Annotated in this window: 16 protein-coding genes and 1 tRNA gene; 9 read left to right on the top strand and 8 right to left on the bottom strand. The window is 68.4% G+C overall.

From position 1 onward, the window contains the following. Positions 1-309: 309 nt before the first annotated feature. Genes thrB through LV79_RS10765 form a run of 5 tightly spaced genes read right to left on the bottom strand, consistent with a single transcriptional unit; the run spans position 310 to position 5,882 of the window. Complete coding sequence (gene thrB, locus LV79_RS10785) at positions 310-1,206, bottom strand: homoserine kinase (RefSeq protein WP_253834653.1); 897 nt, start codon at positions 1,204-1,206, stop codon at positions 310-312. Beyond that, complete coding sequence (gene thrC, locus LV79_RS10780; protein ID WP_253834651.1) at positions 1,203-2,279, bottom strand: threonine synthase; 1,077 nt, start codon at positions 2,277-2,279, stop codon at positions 1,203-1,205. Before thrC ends, thrB begins: the two co-directional genes overlap by 4 nt. Continuing rightward, on the bottom strand, positions 2,276-3,583 hold the full coding sequence (locus LV79_RS10775) for a homoserine dehydrogenase (RefSeq protein ID WP_253834649.1): 1,308 nt from the start codon (positions 3,581-3,583) through the stop codon (positions 2,276-2,278). Before LV79_RS10775 ends, thrC begins: the two co-directional genes overlap by 4 nt. Further along, positions 3,580-5,016: a diaminopimelate decarboxylase gene (gene lysA / locus LV79_RS10770; protein WP_253834647.1), complete on the bottom strand. Its 1,437-nt coding sequence runs from the start codon at positions 5,014-5,016 to the stop codon at positions 3,580-3,582. Before lysA ends, LV79_RS10775 begins: the two co-directional genes overlap by 4 nt. A gap of 5 nt (positions 5,017-5,021) precedes the next feature. After that, positions 5,022-5,882 (bottom strand): arginine--tRNA ligase, encoded by an 861-nt coding sequence (locus LV79_RS10765; RefSeq protein WP_253834645.1) that lies wholly within the window; start codon positions 5,880-5,882, stop codon positions 5,022-5,024. 81 nt (positions 5,883-5,963) lie between these two features. Between LV79_RS10765 and LV79_RS10760 the strand changes: the two genes are divergently transcribed. The 3 genes from LV79_RS10760 (at position 5,964) to LV79_RS10750 (ending at position 8,305) form a co-directional block, all read left to right on the top strand. Further along, positions 5,964-6,659, top strand: a complete 696-nt coding sequence (locus LV79_RS10760) for a thioredoxin-like domain-containing protein (RefSeq protein WP_253834643.1) — start codon at positions 5,964-5,966, stop codon at positions 6,657-6,659. Positions 6,660-6,785: 126 nt separating this feature from the next. Continuing rightward, positions 6,786-7,628 (top strand): thioredoxin-like domain-containing protein, encoded by an 843-nt coding sequence (locus LV79_RS10755; RefSeq protein ID WP_253834641.1) that lies wholly within the window; start codon positions 6,786-6,788, stop codon positions 7,626-7,628. Next, positions 7,625-8,305 carry a DUF305 domain-containing protein gene (locus tag LV79_RS10750; RefSeq protein ID WP_253834639.1) on the top strand — a complete coding sequence of 227 codons (681 nt, stop codon included), beginning with the start codon at positions 7,625-7,627 and terminating at the stop codon, positions 8,303-8,305. Before LV79_RS10755 ends, LV79_RS10750 begins: the two co-directional genes overlap by 4 nt. Before the next feature lie 635 nt (positions 8,306-8,940). On the opposite strand, the gene LV79_RS10745 is transcribed toward LV79_RS10750, so the two are convergent. Then, positions 8,941-9,855 (bottom strand): cation diffusion facilitator family transporter, encoded by a 915-nt coding sequence (locus LV79_RS10745; protein ID WP_253834637.1) that lies wholly within the window; start codon positions 9,853-9,855, stop codon positions 8,941-8,943. A 153-nt stretch (positions 9,856-10,008) separates the two neighbouring features. On the opposite strand from LV79_RS10745, the gene LV79_RS10740 reads away from it, so the two are divergent. After that, complete coding sequence (locus LV79_RS10740; protein WP_253834635.1) at positions 10,009-11,154, top strand: lytic transglycosylase domain-containing protein; 1,146 nt, start codon at positions 10,009-10,011, stop codon at positions 11,152-11,154. Here the strand turns inward: LV79_RS10740 and LV79_RS10735 are convergent. Continuing rightward, positions 11,151-12,251: an ABC transporter ATP-binding protein gene (locus LV79_RS10735; protein WP_253834633.1), complete on the bottom strand. Its 1,101-nt coding sequence runs from the start codon at positions 12,249-12,251 to the stop codon at positions 11,151-11,153. The genes LV79_RS10740 and LV79_RS10735 overlap by 4 nt on opposite strands. A gap of 196 nt (positions 12,252-12,447) precedes the next feature. Between LV79_RS10735 and LV79_RS10730 the strand changes: the two genes are divergently transcribed. The 5 genes from LV79_RS10730 (at position 12,448) to LV79_RS10710 (ending at position 17,165) form a co-directional block, all read left to right on the top strand. Further along, positions 12,448-12,522: transfer RNA gene (locus LV79_RS10730), tRNA-Arg, on the top strand. 448 nt (positions 12,523-12,970) lie between these two features. Further along, positions 12,971-13,240, top strand: a complete 270-nt coding sequence (locus LV79_RS10725; protein ID WP_253834631.1) for a hypothetical protein — start codon at positions 12,971-12,973, stop codon at positions 13,238-13,240. Between the two features lie 62 nt (positions 13,241-13,302). Beyond that, complete coding sequence (locus LV79_RS10720) at positions 13,303-13,992, top strand: RNA polymerase sigma factor (RefSeq protein ID WP_253835984.1); 690 nt, start codon at positions 13,303-13,305, stop codon at positions 13,990-13,992. Then, entirely contained in the window at positions 13,989-14,234 is a 246-nt protein-coding gene (locus tag LV79_RS10715) for a hypothetical protein (protein ID WP_253834629.1), read from the top strand. The genes LV79_RS10720 and LV79_RS10715 overlap by 4 nt, the downstream gene beginning before the upstream one ends. A 99-nt stretch (positions 14,235-14,333) precedes the next feature. After that, positions 14,334-17,165: a CHAT domain-containing protein gene (locus tag LV79_RS10710; RefSeq protein WP_253834627.1), complete on the top strand. Its 2,832-nt coding sequence runs from the start codon at positions 14,334-14,336 to the stop codon at positions 17,163-17,165. Between the two features lie 58 nt (positions 17,166-17,223). Here LV79_RS10710 and LV79_RS10705 read toward each other — a convergent pair whose 3' ends face one another. After that, positions 17,224-22,320 (bottom strand): hypothetical protein, encoded by a 5,097-nt coding sequence (locus LV79_RS10705; protein WP_253834625.1) that lies wholly within the window; start codon positions 22,318-22,320, stop codon positions 17,224-17,226. Between the last annotated feature and the right edge of the window lie 639 nt (positions 22,321-22,959).

The raw sequence follows: 22,959 nt of genomic DNA, 5'->3' as shown, positions 1-22,959 counted from the left end.
CGGCCGCCAAAACAGGGAGCTGCTGGCCACCGCGGCCATCGGGTACCTGCGAGCCCCGGCTCGGACCTTGGCTAAGGACTGAGCCGATACCCCGGCAGATGATGCGACCCGGGGGAAGAACTCCCCCGGGAACGACACCGGGCGCCCGTGCGCGCGGTGACTGAACGACCCCGAGAGTAGACGGCAGTCACTCAAGGTGCAACAACCGGCTCACAGCGCGTCGCCCCGGAATCGCGGTACGACACGGTGATCTGAGTCACTCGGGAACGCCCTTGGCTCACCACCACCGTGACCGCCAGTGTTCGGCGTTCAGCCGAGCGGGTCTACCCGCACGCCCGATCGGTCCACCCCAACGGGGATCACCGTGAAACCGGTGAGATCGAGGGCGGCGGGCAGGACACCGTCCGTGGTCAGCGCCAGCACCGTCGGCCCCGCCCCGGAAACCGCTGCCGCGACGCCCCTGGCGCGCAGGTCCCGGACCACGCGCAGGGTGTCCGGCCACGCCTTCTCCCGGTAGTCCTGGTGCAGCGTGTCCGCCGTGGCGGGCAGCAGCAGGTCCGGTCGCGCGGCGATGGCGTGCACCGCGAGCGCGGCGCGCCCGGCGGCGAACGCGGCGTCGGTGTGCGGGACGACCTCGGGCAACAAGCCCCTGGTCACGTGGGTCGCGGACTGCTCCGCGGGCACGATCGCGACCGGACGCAGGTCCGGATGCGGTTCGACCCGCGCGGCGCGGAAGCGGCCCGTGGTCTCCTCCGTCCAGGCGAGCACGAGCCCGCCGAGCAGGCTGGCGGCGACGTTGTCCGCGTGGCCCTCGAACTCGGCGGCCAGGTGCAGCGCGTCCTCCAGCGCCGTCCCGGCCAGTTCGACGCCCGCCAGGCCGTACCCGGCGGCGATGCCCGCGACGATGGCGGCGGCCGACGAGCCGAGTCCGCGCGCGTGCGGGATCGCGTTGGCACAGGTCAGTTCCAGGCCGCCCGGGTCGTGCCCGAGGTGCGCGCTCGCCGCCCGCAGCGCGCGCACGACCAGGTGCGTCTCGTCGAGCGGGACCTCGCCCGCGCCCTCCCCGCTGACCACGACGGCCAGCGGGGTCGAGCCGGGGCGCACCTCGAGCACGTCGTGCAGTCCCAGGGCGAGCCCGAGCGCGTCGAACCCCGCGCCCAGGTTCGCCGAGGAGGCGGGTACCCGGACGCGGACGCCCGCGCTCACCCCAGGTCCAGCGCGGAGGCGACCGCCGAGGCGTCCACCGGCACCGGCTCGACCTCGACGAGCCCGTCCAGCGCGGTGTCGGGGTCCTTGAGGCCGTGCCCGGTGACGGTGCAGACCACGACGGAGCCCTTGGGGAGCCTGCCGTCGGCGGCGGTGGCGAGCAGACCGGCGATGCTGGCCGCCGAACCGGGTTCGACGAACACGCCCTCGCGCAACGGCAGCAGCCGGTACGCCTCGAGGATCTGCTCGTCGCTGACCGCGTCGATGAGCCCGCCGGACTCGTCGCGGGCGGCGACCGCACCGGCCCAGGACGCCGGGCTGCCCACGCGGATCGCGGTGGCGATGGTCTCCGGGTTGGGCACCGGTTCCCCGCGCACGATCGGCGCGGCGCCCGCGGCCTGGAAGCCGAACATCCGCGGTGTGCCGGTGGTGATGCCGTCCTCGGCGTAGTCGCGGTACCCGCGCCAGTACGCGGTGATGTTGCCCGCGTTGCCGACCGGGAGGCAGTGGATGTCCGGCGCGCGCCCGAGGACGTCGCAGACCTCCCACGCCGCGGTCTTCTGGCCGATCAGGCGCACCGGGTTGACCGAGTTGACCAGCCCGATCGGGTACTCGTTGGCGGTCTTGCGGGCCAGTTCCAGGCAGTCGTCGAAGTTGCCGTCGATCTGCAGCACCCGCGCGCCGTAGGCGACGGCCTGGGCGAGCTTGCCGAGCGCGATCTTGCCGCGCGGCACCAGCACCGCCGAGGTCAGGCCCGCGCGGGCGGCGTAGGCCGACGCCGACGCCGAGGTGTTGCCGGTGGACGCGCAGATGACCGCCTCGAGGCCCGTCGCGAGGGCGTGCGTGATGGCCACGGTCATGCCGCGGTCCTTGAAGGACCCGGTCGGGTTGTGGCCCTCGACCTTGAGGTAGACGGTGCTGCCGGTGCGCTCCGACAGGTACGGCGCGGCCAGCAGCGGGGTGTTGCCCTCGCCGAGGGTGACGACGCGCGCGCCGTCGGGTAGGGGGATCCGGTCCTGGTACGCCTGGATGATGCCCGGCCACCCTGGCCGCACACCGGTGGGGATGGTCATGAGTCCTCGCCTTCGACCCGCATCACGCTGACCACCTCGTGCACGAACGGCAGCCCAGCGACCTTGTCCACTGTGGAGCGTAGCGCGGCGTCCGGTGCCGAGTGGGTGACGATCACGAGGCTCGCGTCGTTCGCCCTGCCCTCCTGGCGGACAGCGGCGATGCTCACCTCGTGCTGGGCGAACTCGGCGGCGACCGCCGAGAGCACGCCCGCGCGGTCGGCGACGTCCAGGCTGATGTGGTACCTGGTCGACGCCTGCGCGATCGGGCGCACCGCCAGGTCGGCGTAGGCCGACTCGCGCGGTCCGCGCCCGCCGACGACCCGGTTGCGGGCTACCGCCACCAGGTCGCCGAGCACGGCGCTGGCGGTGGGTGCACCGCCGGCTCCCTGCCCGTAGAACATGAGCTGGCCGGCGGCCTCCGCCTCGACGAACACGGCGTTGAACGCGCCGCTGACGCCCGCGAGGGGGTGGCTGCGCGGGATCATCGCGGGGTGCACGCGGACCGCGACCGACTCGCCGTCCTCGGTGTGCACGCGCTCGCAGATCGCCAGCAGCTTGATGGTGCGGCCCAGCGCGCGGGCCGCGGCGAAGTCGGCCGAGGTCACCGCGGAGATGCCCTCGCGGTAGACGTCGCCCGCGGTGACGCGGGTGTGGAACGACAGCGACGCCAGGATCGCGGCCTTGGACGCGGCGTCGAACCCGTCGACGTCGGCGGTCGGGTCGGCCTCGGCGTACCCGAGCCGGGAGGCCTCGTCCAGGGTCTCGCCGTAGCCCGCGCCGGTCTCGTCCATCGCGGACAGGATGAAGTTCGTGGTGCCGTTGACGATGCCCATCACCCGGGTGATGCGGTCACCGGCCAGCGACTCGCGCAGCGGCCGCAGCAGCGGGATGGCCCCGGCGACGGCGGCCTCGAAGTACAGGTCGGCACCGGTGCGGTCGGCGGCCTCGAACAGCTCGCCGGCGTGCTCGGCCAGCAGCGCCTTGTTGGCGGTGACCACCGACTTGCCCGCGTTGAGGGCGTCGAGCAGCCAGCCCCTGGTCGGCTCGATGCCGCCGATGACCTCGACCACCACGTCGACGTCGGCGCGGGTGACCAGGGCGGCGGCGTCGGTGGTGAGCAGCTCGGCAGGCACCTCGCGGTGCTTGTTGGGCCTGCGCACCGCGATGCCGACCAGGTCGATCCTGGCACCCACCCTGGCGGCCAGGTCGTCGGCCTGCTCGGTGAGCAGCCGGGCGATCTGGGTGCCAACGGTGCCGCAGCCGAGCAGGGCCACCCGGATCGGTTTGCCGGCCTCGAGCGTCACGTCGTCTCCAGTCTGAGCAGGTCGTCCACGGTCTCGCGGCGCAGCAGCAGCCGCGCCGAGCCCTCGCGCACGGCCACCACCGCCGGTCGGGGCAGCCGGTTGTAGTTGCTCGCCATCGAGTAGCAGTAGGCGCCGGTCGCCGCGACGGCCAGCAGGTCGCCGGGTGCAAGGTTGTCGGGCAGCCAGCAGTCTCGCACCACAACGTCGCCGGACTCACAGTGCTTGCCCACGACTCGGGACAGCACGGCCCGCGCGCCGCGTTCGCCCTCGTCGCTGGCGCGCGAGACCAGGCGGGTGTCGTAGACGGCGTCGTAGAGCGCGGTGCGGATGTTGTCGCTCATGCCGCCGTCGACGCTGACGTAGCGGCGGCCGGTGCCGTGCCCGAGCGAGACGTCCTTGGTGGTGCCGACCTCGTAGAGGGTGATGGTGCCGGGGCCGACGATGGCCCGGCCCGGCTCGACGGCGAGCTTGGGCAGCGGCAGGTCGGCGTGCTCGCACTCCTTGGTGACGATGGTGCGCAGCTGCTCGGCCAGCCAGCCGGGCGGCGGCGGGTCGTCCTGGGCGGTGTAGGCGATGCCCAGGCCGCCGCCGAGGTCGACGGTGGTGACCTCGGTGAGCGCGTCGGCGCCGTGCTCGGCGTGCAGTTCGGCGAGCAGCCCGATGACCCGGTGCGCGGCGACCTCGAAGCCGTCGGCGTCGAAGATCTGCGAGCCGATGTGGCTGTGCAGGCCGACCAGGCGCAGCCCGCCGGACTTGAGCACCCGGCGCGCCGCCTCGGCCGCGTCGCCGCCTGCCAGCGAGAAGCCGAACTTCTGGTCCTCGTGCGCGGTGGCGATGAACTCGTGGGTGTGCGCCTCGACGCCGACGGTCACGCGGATGAGGACGTCGGCGACGACGCCGCGCTCGCGGGCGAGGTGGTCGAGGCGGGCGATCTCGAAGAAGGAGTCGACCACGACCGTGCCGACGCCCGCGTCCAGCGCCTCGGCCAGCTCGGCGGTCGACTTGTTGTTGCCGTGCAGGGTGATCCGCTCCGGCGGGAAGTCGGCGCGCAGCGCGACGGCGAGCTCGCCACCGCTGCACACGTCGATGCTCAGGCCCTCCTGGGCGACCCAGCGGGCGATCTCGACGGACAGGAACGCCTTGGACGCGTAGTGCACCAGGGCGGGGTCGCCGAAGGCCCGCGCGTGCTCGCGGCAGCGGGCGCGGAAGTCGTCCTCGTCGACGACGAACAGCGGGGTCCCGTACGTCTCGGCCAGCTCGCGGACGTCGACGCCCGCGACGCGCACGGCCCCGTCGTCACCGCGGGCGGTGTTGCGCGGCCAGACCGACTCGACCAGCTCGTCGAGCGCGGCCGCGGTGGTCGGCCGCTCGCTGGCGGTGTTGCTCGACGACAGGACATCCGCGTGCCGCGGACCTGCCGGGTGTGCCCTCATTGTTCCTACAATCGTTGCGGTGCGGTGATTCCCAGCTGCCGCAACCCGGCAGCCAGCACTTGGCGGGCGGCGGCGCAGAGCGCGAGCAGCGCGTCGTGCTCGCGGGTCGGCTCCTGGTCGCCCTGGGGCAGGACCCGGTGGCGCTCGGTGAACTCCCAGGCCTGGTCGGAGAGCCTGCGCAGGTAGCGGATGGCCCGCGCGGGTGGACCGGTGACGGCGTCGGGGAACTCGGCGATGGTGCGCGCGAGGTCGACCTCGTCCGGGTTGTCGAGCAAGTGAACGTCCACTGTGGTCGGTACGACGCCGAGCTCCTCGCCGTTGCGCAGCAAGGACGACAGCAGGGCGTGCACGTAGAGGACGCAGTAGAAGGGGCTCTCCTCCGTCTGGCCCGCGAGCACGTCGACGTCCACAGTGGAGTCGCTGAGCGCGGCGAACCGGGCGGCGTCGGCACCGACGGTGTCGGCCAGGTCGGCGGTGGTCATCTCGCCGGTCGTGGTGCGGACGGTCGCCGGGAGGGTGATCTCCCGGGTGCGCAGCGGGCGCGCCTCGATGGCGCGGCGGACGGCGTCGGCGCGGGTCTCGGCCGTCAGCCAGAGGTTGACGTACCCGGCGCCCGCGACCTCGACCTCGGCGACGGCGGGGTCGGTGACCAGCTCGTCGGCCAGCCAGTGCGCCAGCAGCCGGGGCGGGACACCGAGCGGACCGGCGGCGCGCAGGGCGACGGCGGTGGCGTAGTCCCCCCGGTTGCGATCACGCGGACGGGTGACGGCGACGTCGTCGGGGACCGCGCGGGTGTCGAGCCCCCGGTCGTCCAGCACGCGCACGGCGGCGGAACGAACCAGGTCAGCGAGCACGGCGGGGGTCACCGGGCAAGTCTAGGTAGCGGGGTTCCCCGCGCTGGCCGGGGCCCATGTCCCCAGCGGCCCGGGGTCCATAGACTCACCCACATGATTCGGTACGCCCGTCCCCTCGCGCTCGCCGCGGCCGCCGCGGCCCTCGTCGGCTGTTCGAGCACGCAGTCGGGCAGCCCGGTCAGCGTCTCGTCGCCCTCGACCGGGAAGTCGACCACGGCCGACAAGGGGTTCAGCCCGACCGAGGACAACCAGGACCCCACGGAGAAGATCGACGGGGTGCTCTCGATCGAGTACAAGGGCGCCCAGCACGTCAAGCCGACCGAGCGGGTCGCCTACGACCACAAGCCCCCGCTCGGCGGCGCGCACGACGCGGTGTGGGCGGCCTGCAACGGCGTGGTCTACAAGGTCGCGGTCCGCACCGAGAACCTCGTGCACTCGCTCGAGCACGGCGCGGTGTGGCTGAGCTACGACCCGGACAAGCTCGACAAGGCCGGGGTCGCGGCGCTGGCGAAGAAGGTCAACGGCAAGCCGTACACCGTCATGTCGCCGTACCCCGGCCAGGGCAAGGCGGTGTCGGCGCAGTCGTGGGGGCGGCAGCTGCAGGTCGACGAGGTCGACGACGAGCGGGTCGACCAGTTCATCCAGGCGACCAGGGCCAACCAGTACCTGACGCCCGAGCCGGGGGCGTCCTGCGACCAGCTCGGCGCGGGCCGCTTCGACCAGGACGACCCGCCGCCGTTCGACCCGTCGGACCCCGGACCTGGAGCGATCCCGCCGACCGGCCGGTAGCCGGTACCCGGACCTCGGTTGACACCGACCAGACACCGGTTCCCTAGACTTGGCCTCCGCACCCACCAGGTGCGGGCTTCCCGGTCGTCCCGGGGAGCCGACGCGCTCAGAGGTCCGAGGGACGGCATGGCCAGCGGAACGCAGAAGAAGGGCCCACACGGCGGCAAGGGTGGCAAGAGCGCGGTGTCGGCCGCGCGGGCATCCGTGGTCACCAAGAAGGGCCCGCCCTGGGGACTGATCAGCGGTATCACCGCGATCGTGCTGCTGGCCGGTGGCGTGTTCACCTATGCCTATGTCCAGGTCTCGGCCTCGGAGAAGTTCATCGCAGGCGAGGACAACAAGGACCCGTCCGAGGCCATCGACGGCGTGGTCAAGGTCGCCTACGCGTCCGGCCAGCACGTGCAGTCCACCCAGCGCGTCGCCTACGACCAGAGCCCGCCCTTCGGCGGCCCGCACGACGGTGTCTGGGCCGACTGCACCGGCATCGTGTACCCGGCCCCGGTGCGCAGCGAGAACATGGTCCACACCCTGGAGCACGGCTCGGTGTGGATCGCCTACAACCCGGACAAGGTCCAGGGCGAGGCGCTGGACAAGCTGAAGGCCAGGGTCGAGGGCAAGGCGTACATGGTGATGTCGCCCTACCCCGGTCTCGACCGGCCGATCTCGCTGCAGTCGTGGGGCCACCAGCTCAAGCTCGACAGCGCGGACGACGAGCGCATCGACCAGTTCATCAAGTCGCTGCGCACGAACAACTACCAGAACCCCGAGCCCGGCGGCCGCTGCGACAGCAACCAGACCGGCTTCGACCCGGCCAACCCGCCGCCCTTCGTCGCCGAGAAGCCCGGCGCGGACGCCGTCGGCATGGACGGCAAGGCCCCCGGCGCCAGCACCGACCCGTCGGCCCCGGCCTCCGCCCCCGCCTCGACCCCCGCGGCCCCGACCACCTCGGCCGCCCAGCCCTCCCAGTGACCTCGTCACAGCCGTCGACCGCCCCCACCACCCGGGGGCGGTCGACGCTCGTTTACGCGGCCGCCGCCCTGGTCGTCCTCCTGGTCGGCGCCACCGCGGGCATGCTCATCACCCTCGCCGCCACCGGCGGCGGCGAGGACACCCCAGGCGCCGACTCGATCGACGTCGGCTTCGCCCAGGACATGCGCGTGCACCACCTCCAGGCCATCACCCTCGCGGGCATGGCCCGAGACCGCAGCGACGACACCGAGGTCCGCCAACTGGCCTTCGACATCGAGTCCACCCAACTAGACCAAAGCGGCCAACTCAGCGGCTGGCTCACCGCCTGGGGCCAACCCACCCTCCCCCCCACCGACCAACCCCACATGCGCTGGATGGCAGGCGCTACGCACTCCCATTCGTCCCCCTCCGGCCTGGACCTGATGCCGGGAATGGCTACTTCGGAAGAGCTGATGAAGCTTCGGGCCCTCAAGGACCCGGAGTTCACTGTTTACTTCCTGCAGCTCATGCTCCGGCACCATGAAGGTGGGCTGGAAATGGCCAGCTATGCGGCTGATCATGCTCGGGTTCCTTATGTGCGGAATCTGGCTTCGAAGATTCAGCAGGGGCAGTCGGCGGAGGTCAAGCTGCTGACCTCGATGCTCACCAGTCGGGGCGCGCAGCCGCTTCCTGGCTGAGCTTGGGTTATCCGTCGGCGTGGGTGTCTGTTGCGACTTGAGTGGTCCACGACGCCGAACTGCCGCTTGGGGCGGGTTATCCACAAGGCCTCTGGTTGTCCACAGGCCCTGGTTTCAGCCTCTCTGGCCTTGCGTTCCCCTGGGTAGGCTGTGTATTCGGGGGTCTTTGGGTCGGGTTGATCTTGGCGGCCGTGGCCGAGTGGGCGGTGAGCTGGGGAAGTCTGGCTCTCGTGCCTTCGCTGCGCTGCGGTAGACGCCTCGGCTGGCCATCGGACAGGCGCGATTATGCGAAGAGCTCGATGGGGCGAACTTATTTTGCGCGGGGCCCCTACGACACCCTGGGAAGGGCTAAAAGCAGGGGGCCAAAGAGCGGCCCTCCCCTGCCCCTGTCGACGCTACGGGTGCCGTCCCCCCACACAAAACAAGTCCGCCCCATCGAGCACTTGGCACCAGCGCCGTGGTGGAGCGGGTGTCGGCCAACGTCGTCGGCGGGCGGTCTGGGCCAACGTTGTCGGCATTTGGTCCAGGTAGGTCAGGGTTTGGCGTGTTGCGGCGAGCTTATTTCTACGGCAAGAGGTCCATGGGATTCGACGACTCGGGCCAACCAGGTGAATAGGCCGTCGCGCCGTTGAGGGCTACCAGGAAAGTTGTCTGCACTTCGTGGCTGCGTCTCGGTGTTCTACCTGCAGGGTCGCGTGTTCCAGGCCGTACTCGTGCTGCAGCAGCTCCCTGGCCGCGTCCAGCACGGCGCCCTGGTCCGCGTTCTCCGACATCGTCAGGTGGGCTGAGGCGACCTCCATGCCCGAGGTCAGGGTCCACACGTGCAGGTCGTGGACCTCGGCGACGCCGGGGATGGCGCTGAGGCGGGCGGCTACTTCGCCGACGTCGACTCGTTCGGGGGCGTGTTGGAAGAGGATGCGGAGGGCGCGGCGGGCCAGGGACCAGGTTCGGGGCAGGACCCACAGGCCGATGGCGACGCCGATGATCGGGTCGGCCCAGCGCCAGCCGGTGGTGAGGGTGATGAGGGCGCTGATCAGGACGCCGACGGAGCCGATGAGGTCGGCGACGACCTCCAGGTACGCGCCGCGGACGTTGAGGCTCTCCTGGGCGCCGTCGCGCAGCAGGAAGAACGAGACGACGTTGGCGGCCAGGCCCGCGGCGGCCGCGAGCAGGACCGGGAGACCGGCGACGGCCGGGGGGTCGCCGAGGCGCTCGACGGCCTCGAAGACGACGTAGCCGGCGACGCCGAAGAGCAGGATGGCGTTGGCGAGGGCGGCGAGGACCTCGGCGCGGTACAGGCCGAACGTGCGGCCGGGTTTGGCGACCGCGCGGCGGGCGACGACGATCGCGGCCAGGGCGAGGCCGACGCCGACCACGTCGGTGAGCATGTGGGCGGCGTCGGAGATGAGGGCGAGCGAGCCGGTGGCGACGCCGACCGCGAACTCCACGACCATGATCGCGGCGGCGATGCCGAAGGCGGCCCAGAGCCTGCCCGCGAGCCGCCCCGACGCGCTGCCCGCCGGTAGGCCGTGCCCGTGTCCGTGTCCCACCACGCACCCCTCTCCCCGTCACCGTCCAACATATAGTCACATGCGCATACGTACAACCCGCTGTGACTCGATCGGCGGCGTTCGCCACTCGAACGAGGGATCATGGTCGCGGACTCCCCGAGGCGTTGTCAGCGCTCTGGTAAACGGGAAGGTGTGGTTACCCCATCGCAGCCGGGGGGCGCGCGCCCGGTCACCGCCCTCGCCCTCGTCCTGTTGTCGCTGGCCACGGCCGCGGCCCAAGCGTCCGGCCCGGCCCAACCCCCGGCGAACGCGTCCCCGATCGCGATGACCCCGGTGCGCGAACCGGTCGCCGCGGCGGCCGACCAAGCGGGCACGTCGACGCAACGGGTGATGTCCGCGTTCCCCGCGATCGGCCCGGTGACCCAGCTGCCCCCGCCCGTCGCCGTCGAGCGGATCGAGCCGCAGGCGCCGGTCACCTCGACCGGGGTGCCGAGCAACATGCTCGACGCGTACCGCAAGGCCGAGCGGCTGGCCCCGCGCGCGTGCGGGCTGAAGTGGTACCACCTGGCCGCGATCGGCCGGGTCGAGTCCGGGCACGCGGGCGGTGGGCGCGCCGACGACAACGGCGACACGGCGCCGCGCATCCTGGGGCCGGTGCTCTCCGGCGGTCCCGGCATCGCGGCCATCGCCGACACCGACGGCGGGGAGCTGGACGGGGACACCACGTGGGACCGCGCGGTCGGCCCGATGCAGTTCATCCCGTCGACCTGGCGGAAGTACGCCGCCGACGGCAACGGCGACGGGGTGCGCAGCCCGCACAACATCTACGACGCGGCCCTCGCGGCGGGGCGCTACCTGTGCTCGGGCGGCATGGACCTGAACAACGTCGACGACCTGGGCGCGGCGATCTTCCGCTACAACCACTCCGGCGACTACGTGGTCGCGGTGACGACGTGGTTGACCGCGTACTCGGGTGGCGTCACGCCGATCCCGCCCGCGCCGCCGGTGGAGGAGGCACCCGTGGTCGCGGTGCCGGAGCAGCCGCCGTCACCGTCACCGGAGCCCGCCCCGACGACGACGCAGCCGCCCTCGGAGACGCCGGCGCCGACGGAGACGTCAGTGCCGAGCGAGCCGCCGTCAACGGAGCCCTCAGAGCCCCCGGACCCGTCGGAGGCGGTGGCCCCGACGGAGACCGCCGAGGCGGCGCCAGCGGTGCGGCCTGCACGTCCGCACCGCCCGCACCCGAACCGTCCGGTGACCGGCGGCTGCACGGGGGTGGAAAACACCTCCGGCGCGGCTGCGACAACCGCGCCGGAGGGTGACTGCGCGGCGGGCTAGATCAGCCGGTCGCCGTTCTCCGGGTGGAACAGGTGGATCTCGCTCGGGTCGCGGAGCACGACGCGCACGGTCTGGCCGAGCCCGGGCGGGGTCCGGCCGTCGACGCGCAGCACCAGGCGGGGGCCGCCGGGGTCGTTGGCGACCGAGCCGTGCACCAGGGCGTCCGCGCCGAGCTCCTCGACCAGCTCGACCACCAGGTCGAAGGCGTTGGGCGAGCCGGCGGGCACCAGGCCGAGCGACTCCGGGCGGACACCGACGGTCACCGACGCGAGGTTCGCCTTCGAGATGGCGGCGACGGTGTCGCGGGTCAGCGGGACGTTGAGCTCACCGAGGCTGAGCGTGCCGTTGCCGACCGCGCTGGGCCGCAGGTTCATCGACGGCGAACCGATGAAGCCCGCGACGAAGGCGTTGGCCGGGTTGTCGTAGAGGGCGCGCGGGGTGTCGCACTGCTGCAGCAGGCCGTCCTTGAGCACGGCGACCCGGTGGCCCATGGTCATGGCCTCCACCTGGTCGTGCGTCACGTAGATGGTGGTGGTGCCCAGGCGGCGCTGCAGTGCGGCGATGTTGGCGCGGGTCTCCACGCGCAGCTTCGCGTCCAGGTTGGACAGCGGCTCGTCCATCAGGAAGACGGCGGGGTCGCGCACGATGGCCCGGCCCATGGCCACGCGCTGGCGCTGGCCGCCGGAGAGCGCCTTGGGCTTGCGGGCCAGGTACTTCTCCAGGTCGAGCAGCTTGGCCGCCTCGGTCACCTTCTCGGCGATGACCTGCTTGGACAGCCCCTGCAGCTTGAGCGCGAAGCCCATGTTCTGCGCGACGGTCATGTGCGGGTAGAGCGCGTAGGACTGGAACACCATGGCGATGTCGCGCCCCTTGGGCGGCACCGCGGTGACGTCGCGGTCACCGATGCGGATCGCGCCCTCGTCCACGTCCTCCAACCCGGCGAGCATCCGCAGCGCGGTCGACTTCCCCGACCCGGAGGGCCCCACCAGGACGAGGAACTCCCCGTCCTCGATCGACAGGTCCAACCCGTCCACCGCCCGGACCGGGGGCGACCCCGGGTACACCCTCGACGCAGCTTCGTACCGGACCTCGGCCACAACACCCTCCTAGCCGTCGCGCCCGAATCCCTCCAGACGCCCCGCCAACCCGCGATTACCCGCAGCAATCGCCCAGAGGCTAGTGCCAGATCCGCAAAAGGTCCAGACCACTTCGAGCACCGCAGCCCACCCGTGACCCACCCCCGCCAACCCCCCACTACCCCACATGCGCTACTCTTTCCCCCGTCACACAGCCGCCCCCGTAGCTCAGGGGATAGAGCACCGCCCTCCGGAGGCGGGAGCGCAGGTTCGAATCCTGCCGGGGGCACCAAAAACATGGGCAACATCCACGGCTAAGCGCCTGGTACTCGAAGACACCTATCAGGTGTGAGTACCAGCTGCTTCTGGTGCCGATGACTCCGTCCTACCCGCCAATGTCAACTCCGACGGCACCCATCGTGCAGAGGACAACGGCATCTGATCACTGACCGTCGATCGGTTGTTCGTCTTGCCAGCCTGTTGACCATCTCATACACCGGCCGTTTCGCCGGAGCAACAGCATCGCGGCATGAGCGGATGTTCGTCCGGTCGCGAACCTAGCGCGCTGCGGGTCTTCGAACGTCCGCCCGATCTTCGAGGTAAAGCCCGCCCGCTCCCATGACATGGCCTGTTGCCGGGCGTGGCTCTCACGTCGACAGGACTCGTTCGGCGTAACCGGTGGCACAAGTTGCAGCTTTCCCCGCCGCCAGCGGTCCTGTGGGTAAGACGAGGAGGTGACCATGACACCGGATGCCGCACTGCTGTCGACCGTGATCACCGGGCTGGTCGCGCTACTACCGGTTGCCGCGAGCGCATTGCGCCGATCAGGGTTGTTGGGCACTGTCGAACGCCTCCGGCGTGAGCGGGCCGCAGTACAGATTGTTCGGGAGCAGGTTCGGATGGCCACGTTGCCGCTGCCGCCGGGCACAGAGTTGTCCCACTCAGTAGAGAATGGGCTTCGGCTGGTCGTTCGGCCGGAGGGTCAGGATGACAATGAGGTGACGGGTTGAGCCACAAGCATGTCGACGAGTCCGACGCCGACGAGCCGTCGACTGGAGGCGGGTCGTTGACCATGCCCGCAGATGAAGACCCAGCCACTTTACGGGATGTCGAACTCGCATCGCGGCCGGGCCGTCCTGCCACCACCCCGCTGCGCGCGGTGTGGAACGGCGACGTCGAGGCGGTCGAGCGGGTCGTCCCGGTTGCCTCGGACGGCCCGGTCGACCGTACTGACTCGGTAGAAGCCAGGCAACAGCGGGCGACCCAGTTCAAAAGAATCGACTTCGACGGCTTCTACTTCGCGCATAGGCCCCGTCTGATCGCAAAACTCACCAAGGTGTGCGCGGGCGACGCCCGGCTGGCAGAGGACGTCGCCCAAGAGACATTCCTTGCCGCTTATCGCCGCCGCGATCGGCTCAACGAGCTCGAAGACCCTGCGGCGTGGCTCGCGACGGTGGGGACGCGAGTAGCCATCAAGCATTTTGAGCGCGAGGCGCTGCGTACGGAGCGGACCGTCAAGCGTGCCGCGGGCGAGTCGACCGTGGCCGAGTTCGACTATCGGATCCTGCTCAACGACCTGCTGCACCGCGTCCTGAGCCTTCAGGAGCGGCAGGTGGTGGAGTACCGGTACCTCGACGGCCACCACCGGCGGTGGATCGCCGACCGAACGGGGATCTCACTGCGTACCGTGGACAACCGAATCAGCAGCGCACTGGCGAAGCTACGGCGCCACATCGCACAGTCGAAGGAGGACGAGTCGTGACCATGCCGGAGCACGAGGACGACGCGGCCGTGCGGTCGATCGTTGAAATGAAGCGATCGCTCACCGAGTTGAAGCTCGACGTCCTGCTTCGCACGAGTGAGCCCGGCTCGACCACCGACATCAACGACATGGATGCGATCGTGGCCGAGGTTGCGGCTGGGGTGGAGGCCCGGCGGACGAGGGCCGACGGCGAATCTGCGTCGCCGCCCTACCAAACGTGGCCTGTCGCGTCGACCTCATGACCACCACCTGATGATCAGCCTGAGTGCCCGCCCGGCCGTCACCGACCGCCATCGCGCGGCCTATGACGGTCGGGCTCTGTTCCCTGATCGGCGGTCACCATGACGACTGATGACTTGACCCGCCGCTTGCGCGCCTGCCTCGATCGATACGACGCGGATTATGATCCGGCGGCAGTACTCGCGCCAGCCGCACTTGCTGACGCCATCGCGCTCCGAGAGGCGATTGGCAATCGCGTCACCAAGCACGTGGAGGCTGCAGCGGTGGTCGGGCTGCTGCACTGGTATCGCTACCTCCTGCTGCCCGCACCCGACGATCGTCCCGACTTGGATGAGGCGATCGAAGTCTTCCGCCAGGTTCAGCGGTCGCGACCGGATCTTGTTCCAGACGCGCTGCGGGAAACTCTGGTCCCCGCCGACACCCTTCGACCGGATAGCGACCCGTGGATGTTGATGGGCGACGACCTCATCCACGAGTACGAGGCTACCGGCGACCGGGACATGCTGGACACCTCCATCGCTGCTTTCCGGCTGGCACTCACCCGCGTAACTACGGAGGACTACCGCGCACAGCTGGTGACGTTGCAAAGGCTCGGCAGCGCATTGCTGCTGCATGTCGAGTCAACCGGCTCGCCCTCCGGACTGGACGAGGCGGTAGACATCTTTCGCAAGTCAGTGGATCTCGGCGACCGGGATCGCCGTCCCGGTCTCACGGGCCTGATGGCCGCGCTGTACCTCCGCTACCGGCGTCACGGACATCCCGACGATCTGCAGGAGATCGTCGAAGTCGGAAATGAGGCTGCGGCGTCGGTACCGCGGGATGATCCCGAGCACTTCCGCCTGCTGTCTCTACTGGCGATCGCACATTACGCCCGGTTCCAGCACACGGGTGAATCGCACGAACTCGACCGCGCGATCGATGCCAGCAGTCATGCTGTCGCTGGCGCGAACCATGAGCGTCCCGAACTGGCGGGAAGGCTGTCCAACCTCGGCATCGCCCTCCGTGCGCGCTATGAACGCACCGGCAACGTCGCGGACCTGGACACCGCCATCGACGTCGCCCGCCAAGCAGTCCACGCCACACCCATCGACCACCCCAACCTCCCACGCCACCTGTCCAACCTCGGCATCGCCCTCCGTGCGCGCTATGAACGCACCGGCAACGTCGCGGACCTGGACACCGCCATCGACGTCGCCCGCCAAGCAGTCCACGCCACACCCGTCGACCACCCCGACCGATCGGGTGCCCTCCTGAACCTCGGCGGCACGCTGCTGGCGAACGGTGAATTGCGCGGTGATCAGGAGTTGCTGAACGAAGCCGTCAGCGTGCTCCGCGCTGCCTCGAACACCACGGCAGTCGGCTCACCGATGCGCGCGCTCGTTACGACCCACCTGGGTCGGGCCGCCGCAGCCGCCGGTGACTGGCCGTTGGCCGTGGAGGTCTTTGACATCGCGATCCACGCAGTCGACCAGATGGTGTGGCACGGAGCCGACCGCGACGACAGCGAGTTCCACCTCGCCAGGTTTTCTGGGCTCGCGTCGGACGCTGCCGCGTGCGCGTTGAATGCAGGTGATCCCTCCCGCGCCATCGAATTGTGGGAACACGGTCGGGGTGTGCTGCTGACGCGGTCGCTCGACCTGTCCACGGATCTGACCGAACTCGCGGAGCGCGCACCGCATCTCGCGGCCCGTTTCGCGGCCTTGCGCGACCGGTTCAACCACCTCACGCCGCACGGACACGACGATCCGCCGTCGTCATTGGAATGGTCCAAGCGTGTTGCTCGGCGTGAGTGGGATGAGGTGATGGAGGAGATTCGTAGTTTGCCTGGATTCGAAGGGTTTCTGGGTCGGATGGCGACCACCGACCTGCTAGACGCGGCTACGGCGGGCCCTGTCGTACTGCTCAACGTGAGTAGGTACCGGTCTGATGCTCTCGTGTTGACCAGAAGCGGCGTATCGGTGATTCGGCTGCCGAGAGTGAACCCAAAGGAGATTGAGCTCCGGCTAGTCACGCTGAAGGCCGCAATGACACGGGAGGGATCTCCACATCAGGAAAACCGCCTGCTGGGCGATATTCTCGGGTGGCTCTGGGAGGCAATCGCCAAGCCGGTGTTCGACGGCATCGGCCTGACTGGTCGTCACGCACCTGATGATGATCTTCCGCGCCTATGGTGGTGTCCGTCGGGTATGTTGTCATTTCTTCCGCTTCACATGGCGGGTTATCACGACACGCCTGCGGGCGATGTCCCGGAAACTGTACCGGACTTGGTCATTTCGTCCTACACGCCGACGATCCGCGCCTTGATTCACGCACGTCGCCAGCGCGAGGCGAAGGCATGCGCGCCGCATGTGCTGGCTGTGGCAACGTCCTACGTCCCTGGTACACCCTACCTACCTGCTGCGGGACCCGAAGTGGCGGAGCTGCGCGACATGTTCCCCACGAGCGTGGAAGTGTTAGTCGAAGCCGCAGCCACTCGGGACGCCGTGCTCGCCGCGATCCCCCGTGGCACAATTGCACACTTCGCATGCCACGGCGTCACCGATCCTGTCAGCCCGTCGTCCAGCGGATTGGTGCTGGCCGACCAGAGGCTGACCGTGCTTGATCTGGCAGGGATCCGGTTGGACAACGCCGAACTCGTCTACCTTTCCGCTTGCAGCACTGGCACCTCCGCTCCGACCTTGGCCGACGAGGCGATCCACGTAGCGACAGCTTTCCAAGTGATCGGATTCAGACACGTAACTGCAGCTTTGTGGCCGGTGGCCGATAATGTAGCAAGAAGAGTCGCCCACCTGTTCTACAAGCACTTGGAGTACGACGGCCGTCCGAACCCTGAACACTCCGCCCTGGCCCTGCATGCCGCAACCGAAGCGTTGCGGATACAGAAACCCGAGTGGCGCATGTGGTGGATGGCCATGATTCATATCGGCCCATAAGCCAGCCTAACCCATTCATTCAAAATCGACCGTCAAGCAAGATACGAACCAACGATTCTCACCTGCTGTACAGCGCCAGACCTTCATTTCCGGCGACTACCAGAGAATCGACTAGCATCTGCCAATGCGCAAGATGCCCTAGTTCTTCAGCCGCGCTTCGGATTTCCTTGAGCCAGTCGTTGGACAGCCATGACTGCTTGACCGTGACACGGCCATCGTGGAGACACAAAGCGATCACCCAGCATATCCCACGGGTGACTTGCGTCTGTGCCGGGAGTTTTCGCAGGATTCGAATTAGCCCGTCGACGCATTGAAACTCACCCCGAGCGACAGGCACCCAATCGTCGATCAGTTCGATGAGGTCTTCAGCACGGACCCAGTCGATGGGTTCGCCGGTGACCTCGTTGTACAGGTCTTGCGCCCACATCAGCGGATCTGGCAGCAGTGCGGCGGCGGCCCATTTGCCCCAGTGATGATCCTGATATGGATTCAGGTCGCCGCTCAGGTAGCCGGTGGCGTGGTGCAGCAACGACGGCCATGCCGTTCGAGCGGCCGCGGCTAGGCGCTCGTTCTCCGCGCCTGCCGCGGCGAGGCCGTGAAGAAGGTTCGACATCAGATGCGCATCCGCGCGCAGGGCATCGAGGTGTTCGAGCAGCGACCCGACATCGCCGTGCTTCGCGAAGCCTTCGAGCAGTGCTCGCGCGGCGATGAGCGTGTGCTCCCCTCGGTCGTCCGCTGCCCAGCCCTTCGCCTCTTGGGCGACCATTGCTTGTCTCGTGACGTTCAGAAGGGTGGTGAGTTGCGCGTTGGCAAAGTCGGTACGGCAGTGGTCCGCAGCCGCGGCTGCGCCAAATCCGCGAATGGCTGCGTCGAGTGTGGCGATGTCTACGGAGTCTGCTGCCAGCTTGTGAAGGCGTTCGGCGATGTCGCCGACGATCTTGATGCGCGACCGTTGCTGGCCGTTCTGGTCCCATGGTCCGACTTCCGCGAAACGAGCCGTTTCGGCAAGCCAATCTCCTGCAATTCGGTGGATACACGGGTCACCGTGGCACGGAGCCGACCAAACAACATCGCATCCACGTGCTAGGTATAGTCTTGTTTCTAAGGATGCTTTGCCTGCCATGGCGAGACCAGCTGTGGCGACGTCTTGAATCGAGCGTTCGATAGTAGCCAAGAGGGTGGTCATCGCTGGCGTGAGGAACGCGGGTAGGGCTTGTGCCACGGCTCGGTCGTATCCCCGGTCGAAGTACTGACCTTCATCGCGCTGGTCCTCGGCTTCCTGGAATGACAAGGCAACCTCGAGCACGAACTCAGTTGCGAACTTCGCCTCGTCGCCCAGCGCGCTCATGTCACCGGTCGCAGCTCGTTCGATTGCTGCGCGGACGACGTGGGCCACGGCGTCTTCAGGTCGGGTTGGCATCAAATCGCTATCGGCTTCGAGTAGCGAACGGCTGACAGTCAGGTCTGCGGCGATCTCCGCCGAGGAGGGAGGCACGTAGTCAGTAGTGTGCTTCGGCGCGCCCCAGTACCTGTTCTGCAGCCGCATGGCGGTGTACACGATGGTTTGGCGCGCCTCGTGCGCTTCTTGGGCGGCCTGGATCTCGGGTGGCGGAACGACCTCCATGTAGTACTGGTCACCATGCTGCGTGATCCGATACTGGTCTGAGTCCAAACTCGCTGCCCAGTTCCTCGTCGAGTCTCGAGGGATCCCGAGTCGGTCACCCTTCACGACGAGTTTTTCGGCGACGCTCCTCAACACCGCAGCGCGCGCTTCTCCGCCCTGCAACAGCAGGTGCGCGGCCACCTCACGTGGAGTCCATTGGCGACGTTCCAGGTTCACGAGACCTTCGGTCCGCGCATTCAAACTGTACGCCTCACCCGCCCGACGAGCGAACTCCAGTTCCCATACGAACGGCTCGGCGAGGAACCCATCTAGTTCGGTATCGACCTTTTCCAGGTGGCGCACCAAGAGGCCGAACAGCAAACCCGGGACCGCAAGATTCTCGCATCCAGTCAGGAGAATCTCCATGACCCTTGTAGGTGACGCCCCCTGACTCAGCCAACTGTCAGCAACACGCTCCATCGCCAGGAGAGCGCTCATCGCCGGGTACGGGCCGACCGACGTACCCCGATACCAGCTCCACACATGGGGATCGCCTAGGTACAAACGAGCGGCGCCGTCGAGGTTCAGGACGAACCCTCGGCTTTCATTGCCGCCGTCCTCAGCGTCGACTCCTTCGTTTGGTTCGCTTGTCTCTCCAGGTGACACTTTCGGCGGATCAAACCGCGCTAACCTTCTTACCCGGGCTTGCGCGCCACTGTTCAAGACATTGTTCACAACCCGCACCGCTGTCGATATTGATGCGGTATGGATTAGCTGCCAGAACCCGCCGAACCAGTATTGAGCGAACGGTGGTCCTGCGCCTTTCCAGCGGCCTTGATGTGAACGGACGCCTTCATCGCTGCGCCAGTCGCGCACCTCATCGATGTAGTAGGACTCCATCAGCGTCGCCAAGAGCTCTGGGTTCTTCTGCGCTACAGCGTGGGCGCTCAATGGCGAGTCAACGGCAGGAGCCAGGAACGCTGGCGCGTCGTCGGCGATGGCCCGCAAGCACGCTTCGGCATCATCGTCGATATCCGGCCCCAGCATCGCCAAAGTCTCGACGAACTCCTCCCCTGTGAGGTGGTAATCCAGGTCGCGTCGACGCCGATGCCGCCTGGATATCCAACTCGGAGTCAGATCCTCGCTGGCGCTGCGGAGAGGGAACGACTTCCAGTAGTCAAGCAGGCGGTTGCGCAGTCTGACGCGCAATGGGTTCCCCGCTGGTGCAGCCGCCAGAGACAGGGCCTGCAACCAGTCTGCGAGCAGCTCGAACGACTCGGTCGACACCTCCCACGGCGCTGCCGTGTCGAGCAGAATCTGAACGACAGAGGCCGCGACGGCGATATCGACCACCGTTTTGGTCTTGTGCCTCTGTTGCACCACCCGAACGACGTCGTCGAGGCGCAACCCTACGGATTGATCCCTCAATGCGGACTCAAGACTCTGGTACGCGTAGGGCGTCTCCAGCACCGCCTCAACAGGGACGTCGGCCCACCGCGATCCATGCGCAGCCGCGAACGGTATGAAACTCGAGAGCAGTTGGTGGAAGACACTGTCGGGCCGGACACCTGGCGCCTTCAGCAATGCCTTGCAAGCGAGTGTGGTGGCTGACAGTGCCCATCTGGGAACGTTGGCCGCTTCGAGCAACTCGGTTGGACTCTGGCTGCGAATCAGGAGGATGGCGGTGGCATATCGTCGGAGTTCGTCGTGTGCGAACTCCGGCTGGTCAAGATACGGGTTGGGAGGTGCGAGCAGATGATCCCGGCGCAGCGCATCCACCGCGGTCGCGTCGAGGCTGGCGCGAGGTTGCTGGCTCTCGGGCAGTCGCATCGTCGAGGCCGCCACCGCGAGCAACGTCTGTTCGCGCGCCTCCGCCGAGCCAGTGCCCGGGCGCCCGTCCCCCCTGACCACCCTGCTCCACACCAACTGCAGACACTCCCACTCGCCCAGCGAGTTGTCAGGCTCCGAGCCGGTCCGCGCGAGCAAGTCCAACACCACGGGTCGGCGAAGCAGCGAGTTTGCGGGCAGGTCCCGCAAGACCGCACGCAAGAGGGGGAAGCGGTCGGCGACCACCGAGACGTCTTCGTCTCCCAATGGGCTCATCGTGAAAGATGGCTGAACCCTCCCGAAGCCCAACTCCAGTTGTTCGCGTACGAAGCCGGAAGCCTGATCGGACGTGACCGCCACGACCCCCACTCGCGCGGCAGCTGCGGCTGACACCAAGTCGCCCAGCAGAGCGGCGGACCGCTCGAGCACGACATCAGCGGCATCGATTACCAGCACCCGGCTCGGTGCTGAAAGCTCGGCGAGCACGTCTTGCATCGACATCCCAAGCACGGCCCGAAGCTCCAGGCTCGACTGGGGGAGGCTGCGAAAGTTCAGCACCATCGCTTCGAACCCCGCTGGGTCCGCGGCTTCGAGCTCGGCGATCACCGAGAGCGTCAACGCGCTCTTACCAGTACCGGACTCGCCGAATACCAGCAGAGCTGAACCGGAGGAACCCGCGTCGCGCAGGGCCGTGGCGAGTTGCCCTCGACGATCGACGAAAGCTATCTGAACCGGCTCCCCGGCACCCCCGCCACCGATGGTGCTCCGTACACCAGCGATAGCCAGTTTTCGGTGTTCGGCGACGACCGACCACGCTCGCTGATGTCGCGTCTTGCCCGAGTCGATGACGACGTGCAGGTCCCGGCGCAGGAGGTTGAGATCCACCACGGCGCCGGTCGCGTCATAGCGAGTCGCCTCAACCTCGAGCCGGTCCCGGACGGTGACCCCGTCGACATGTGCCGCAGCGACACGATCCAGCGATATCGCCGCGGCTGTGCGATCACCGGCGTCCGGGCTCTGAACCGCGAACCCCAGGAGGTGCAGCCGCCCCAGGAGTCGCCACGCCAACCGCAGACCTTCCTCGGCCGAGGTCCCTTGGTCGACGACCGCTTCAACCATTTTCCGGAACTGGGCGTACCTGTCACGCACCGGTTTAGACCAGCGACGGTCCACATCCATGGACGATTGGAACGACCTGTGGTCAGCATGAGCCCGCGCGATGTCGCATACAGTCGCGAGCTGCTCCCACTGATTGGATCGACCAGCGACCGCCACCGCGACCTGGTGGGAATCAGCGTCGAACTTGTCGACCTCGGCGAGCAGCGACCCGACGAGCTTCACCGTCGCGCCATCGCTCTGGACGAAGTTCGGCGTCGCCCGACAGGCTACGGCGAGTGTTGCCTCAGCCGTTCCGTCCCCGCCCACTATAAGAAGGTCATCGATCGGATGTGCCGGACCGGTCTGAAACGACACCTTCCTCACCGGGAGCTCGAAGACCTCCGGCCGCCGACCACCGGTCAACATGCCAGCCAAGTAGACCGCCGCGACACGATGCGCGAACGAAACTCCACCACCACCGGTCGCATACGTGCTTGAACCCCACTCGGTCTCGTCAGATGCCTCCGCGCCAGCCTCGACCTCCCCGTCCCGAGCAACACCGGCCAGCGTGGACGGCCCATCACCCTTGGAGCGGACGACCTGCTCCGATCCAACAGGTTCGCTCATGGCCCCCCACACATGACGTCGTCTCGTGACTCGCCGAGCATCTGACTGTAGCGACGTCCCCTGAGCAGCGCAGCCGCAGGCGGGCACCATGCCGGTCCGCATCGCGACCAGGTGTTGAGACTAGTCGCGGTGTCGATGAGACGACCGGCGTCCAACCGGCAATGGTGGAGTCCTCGCCTACCAACTGGCTGGCGCAGCCGGGAGTGGGCGGCGCGCCCGAACAGCTCACCGGCAACCGGAGCACCGAGAGGTAGGCAGCGTTGCGCCTGAATCGAAGGCGATGCAAGGTTGCGGCTTCAGCAGCCCCTCATTCCGGCTACGGGTGATGGCGTCGAAGGCACGGACCACACCCGAGACGGGACCGCTGGGCAAAGTGCGCAGGTGCCCGGCGTCGGGGCATAGCCCCAATGCCTGGCCGTCGGTGTCGACGCGGTCACCGAACAGGGTGATTTGGGTCTTCGCCGCACAGCACGTCGAGGGCCGCACCGAGCAGGACGAGGGCAGCGACCGCGCCGGTTCGAATCCATAAACACGAACCAGCACCGCCAAGACTGCACCGCCGCCCTGCTCAGGGCCCGGTTCGGCGGGGTGCAGGTTCAAGTCCTGCCGGGGGCACACAGAACGTGGACAACATCAACA

The sequence above is a fragment of the Actinokineospora globicatena genome (assembly GCF_024171945.1).
GTDB lineage: Bacteria > Actinomycetota > Actinomycetes > Mycobacteriales > Pseudonocardiaceae > Actinokineospora > Actinokineospora globicatena.
The sequence above is the reverse complement of the archived record's forward strand: the minus strand, read 5'-3'. Positions and strand labels throughout refer to the sequence as shown.

Bases quoted from the DNA above. Each gene is read 5' to 3' on its own strand.
- thrC (WP_253834651.1), bottom strand. From the start codon at position 2,279: ATGACCATCCCCACCGGTGTGCGGCCAGGGTGGCCGGGCATCATCCAG.
- lysA (WP_253834647.1), bottom strand. From the start codon at position 5,016: ATGAGGGCACACCCGGCAGGTCCGCGGCACGCGGATGTCCTGTCGTCG.
- LV79_RS10760 (WP_253834643.1), top strand. From the start codon at position 5,964: ATGATTCGGTACGCCCGTCCCCTCGCGCTCGCCGCGGCCGCCGCGGCC.
- LV79_RS10755 (WP_253834641.1), top strand. From the start codon at position 6,786: ATGGCCAGCGGAACGCAGAAGAAGGGCCCACACGGCGGCAAGGGTGGC.
- LV79_RS10725 (WP_253834631.1), top strand. From the start codon at position 12,971: ATGACACCGGATGCCGCACTGCTGTCGACCGTGATCACCGGGCTGGTC.
- LV79_RS10720 (WP_253835984.1), top strand. From the start codon at position 13,303: ATGCCCGCAGATGAAGACCCAGCCACTTTACGGGATGTCGAACTCGCA.
- LV79_RS10710 (WP_253834627.1), top strand. From the start codon at position 14,334: ATGACGACTGATGACTTGACCCGCCGCTTGCGCGCCTGCCTCGATCGA.
- LV79_RS10705 (WP_253834625.1), bottom strand. From the start codon at position 22,320: ATGAGCGAACCTGTTGGATCGGAGCAGGTCGTCCGCTCCAAGGGTGAT.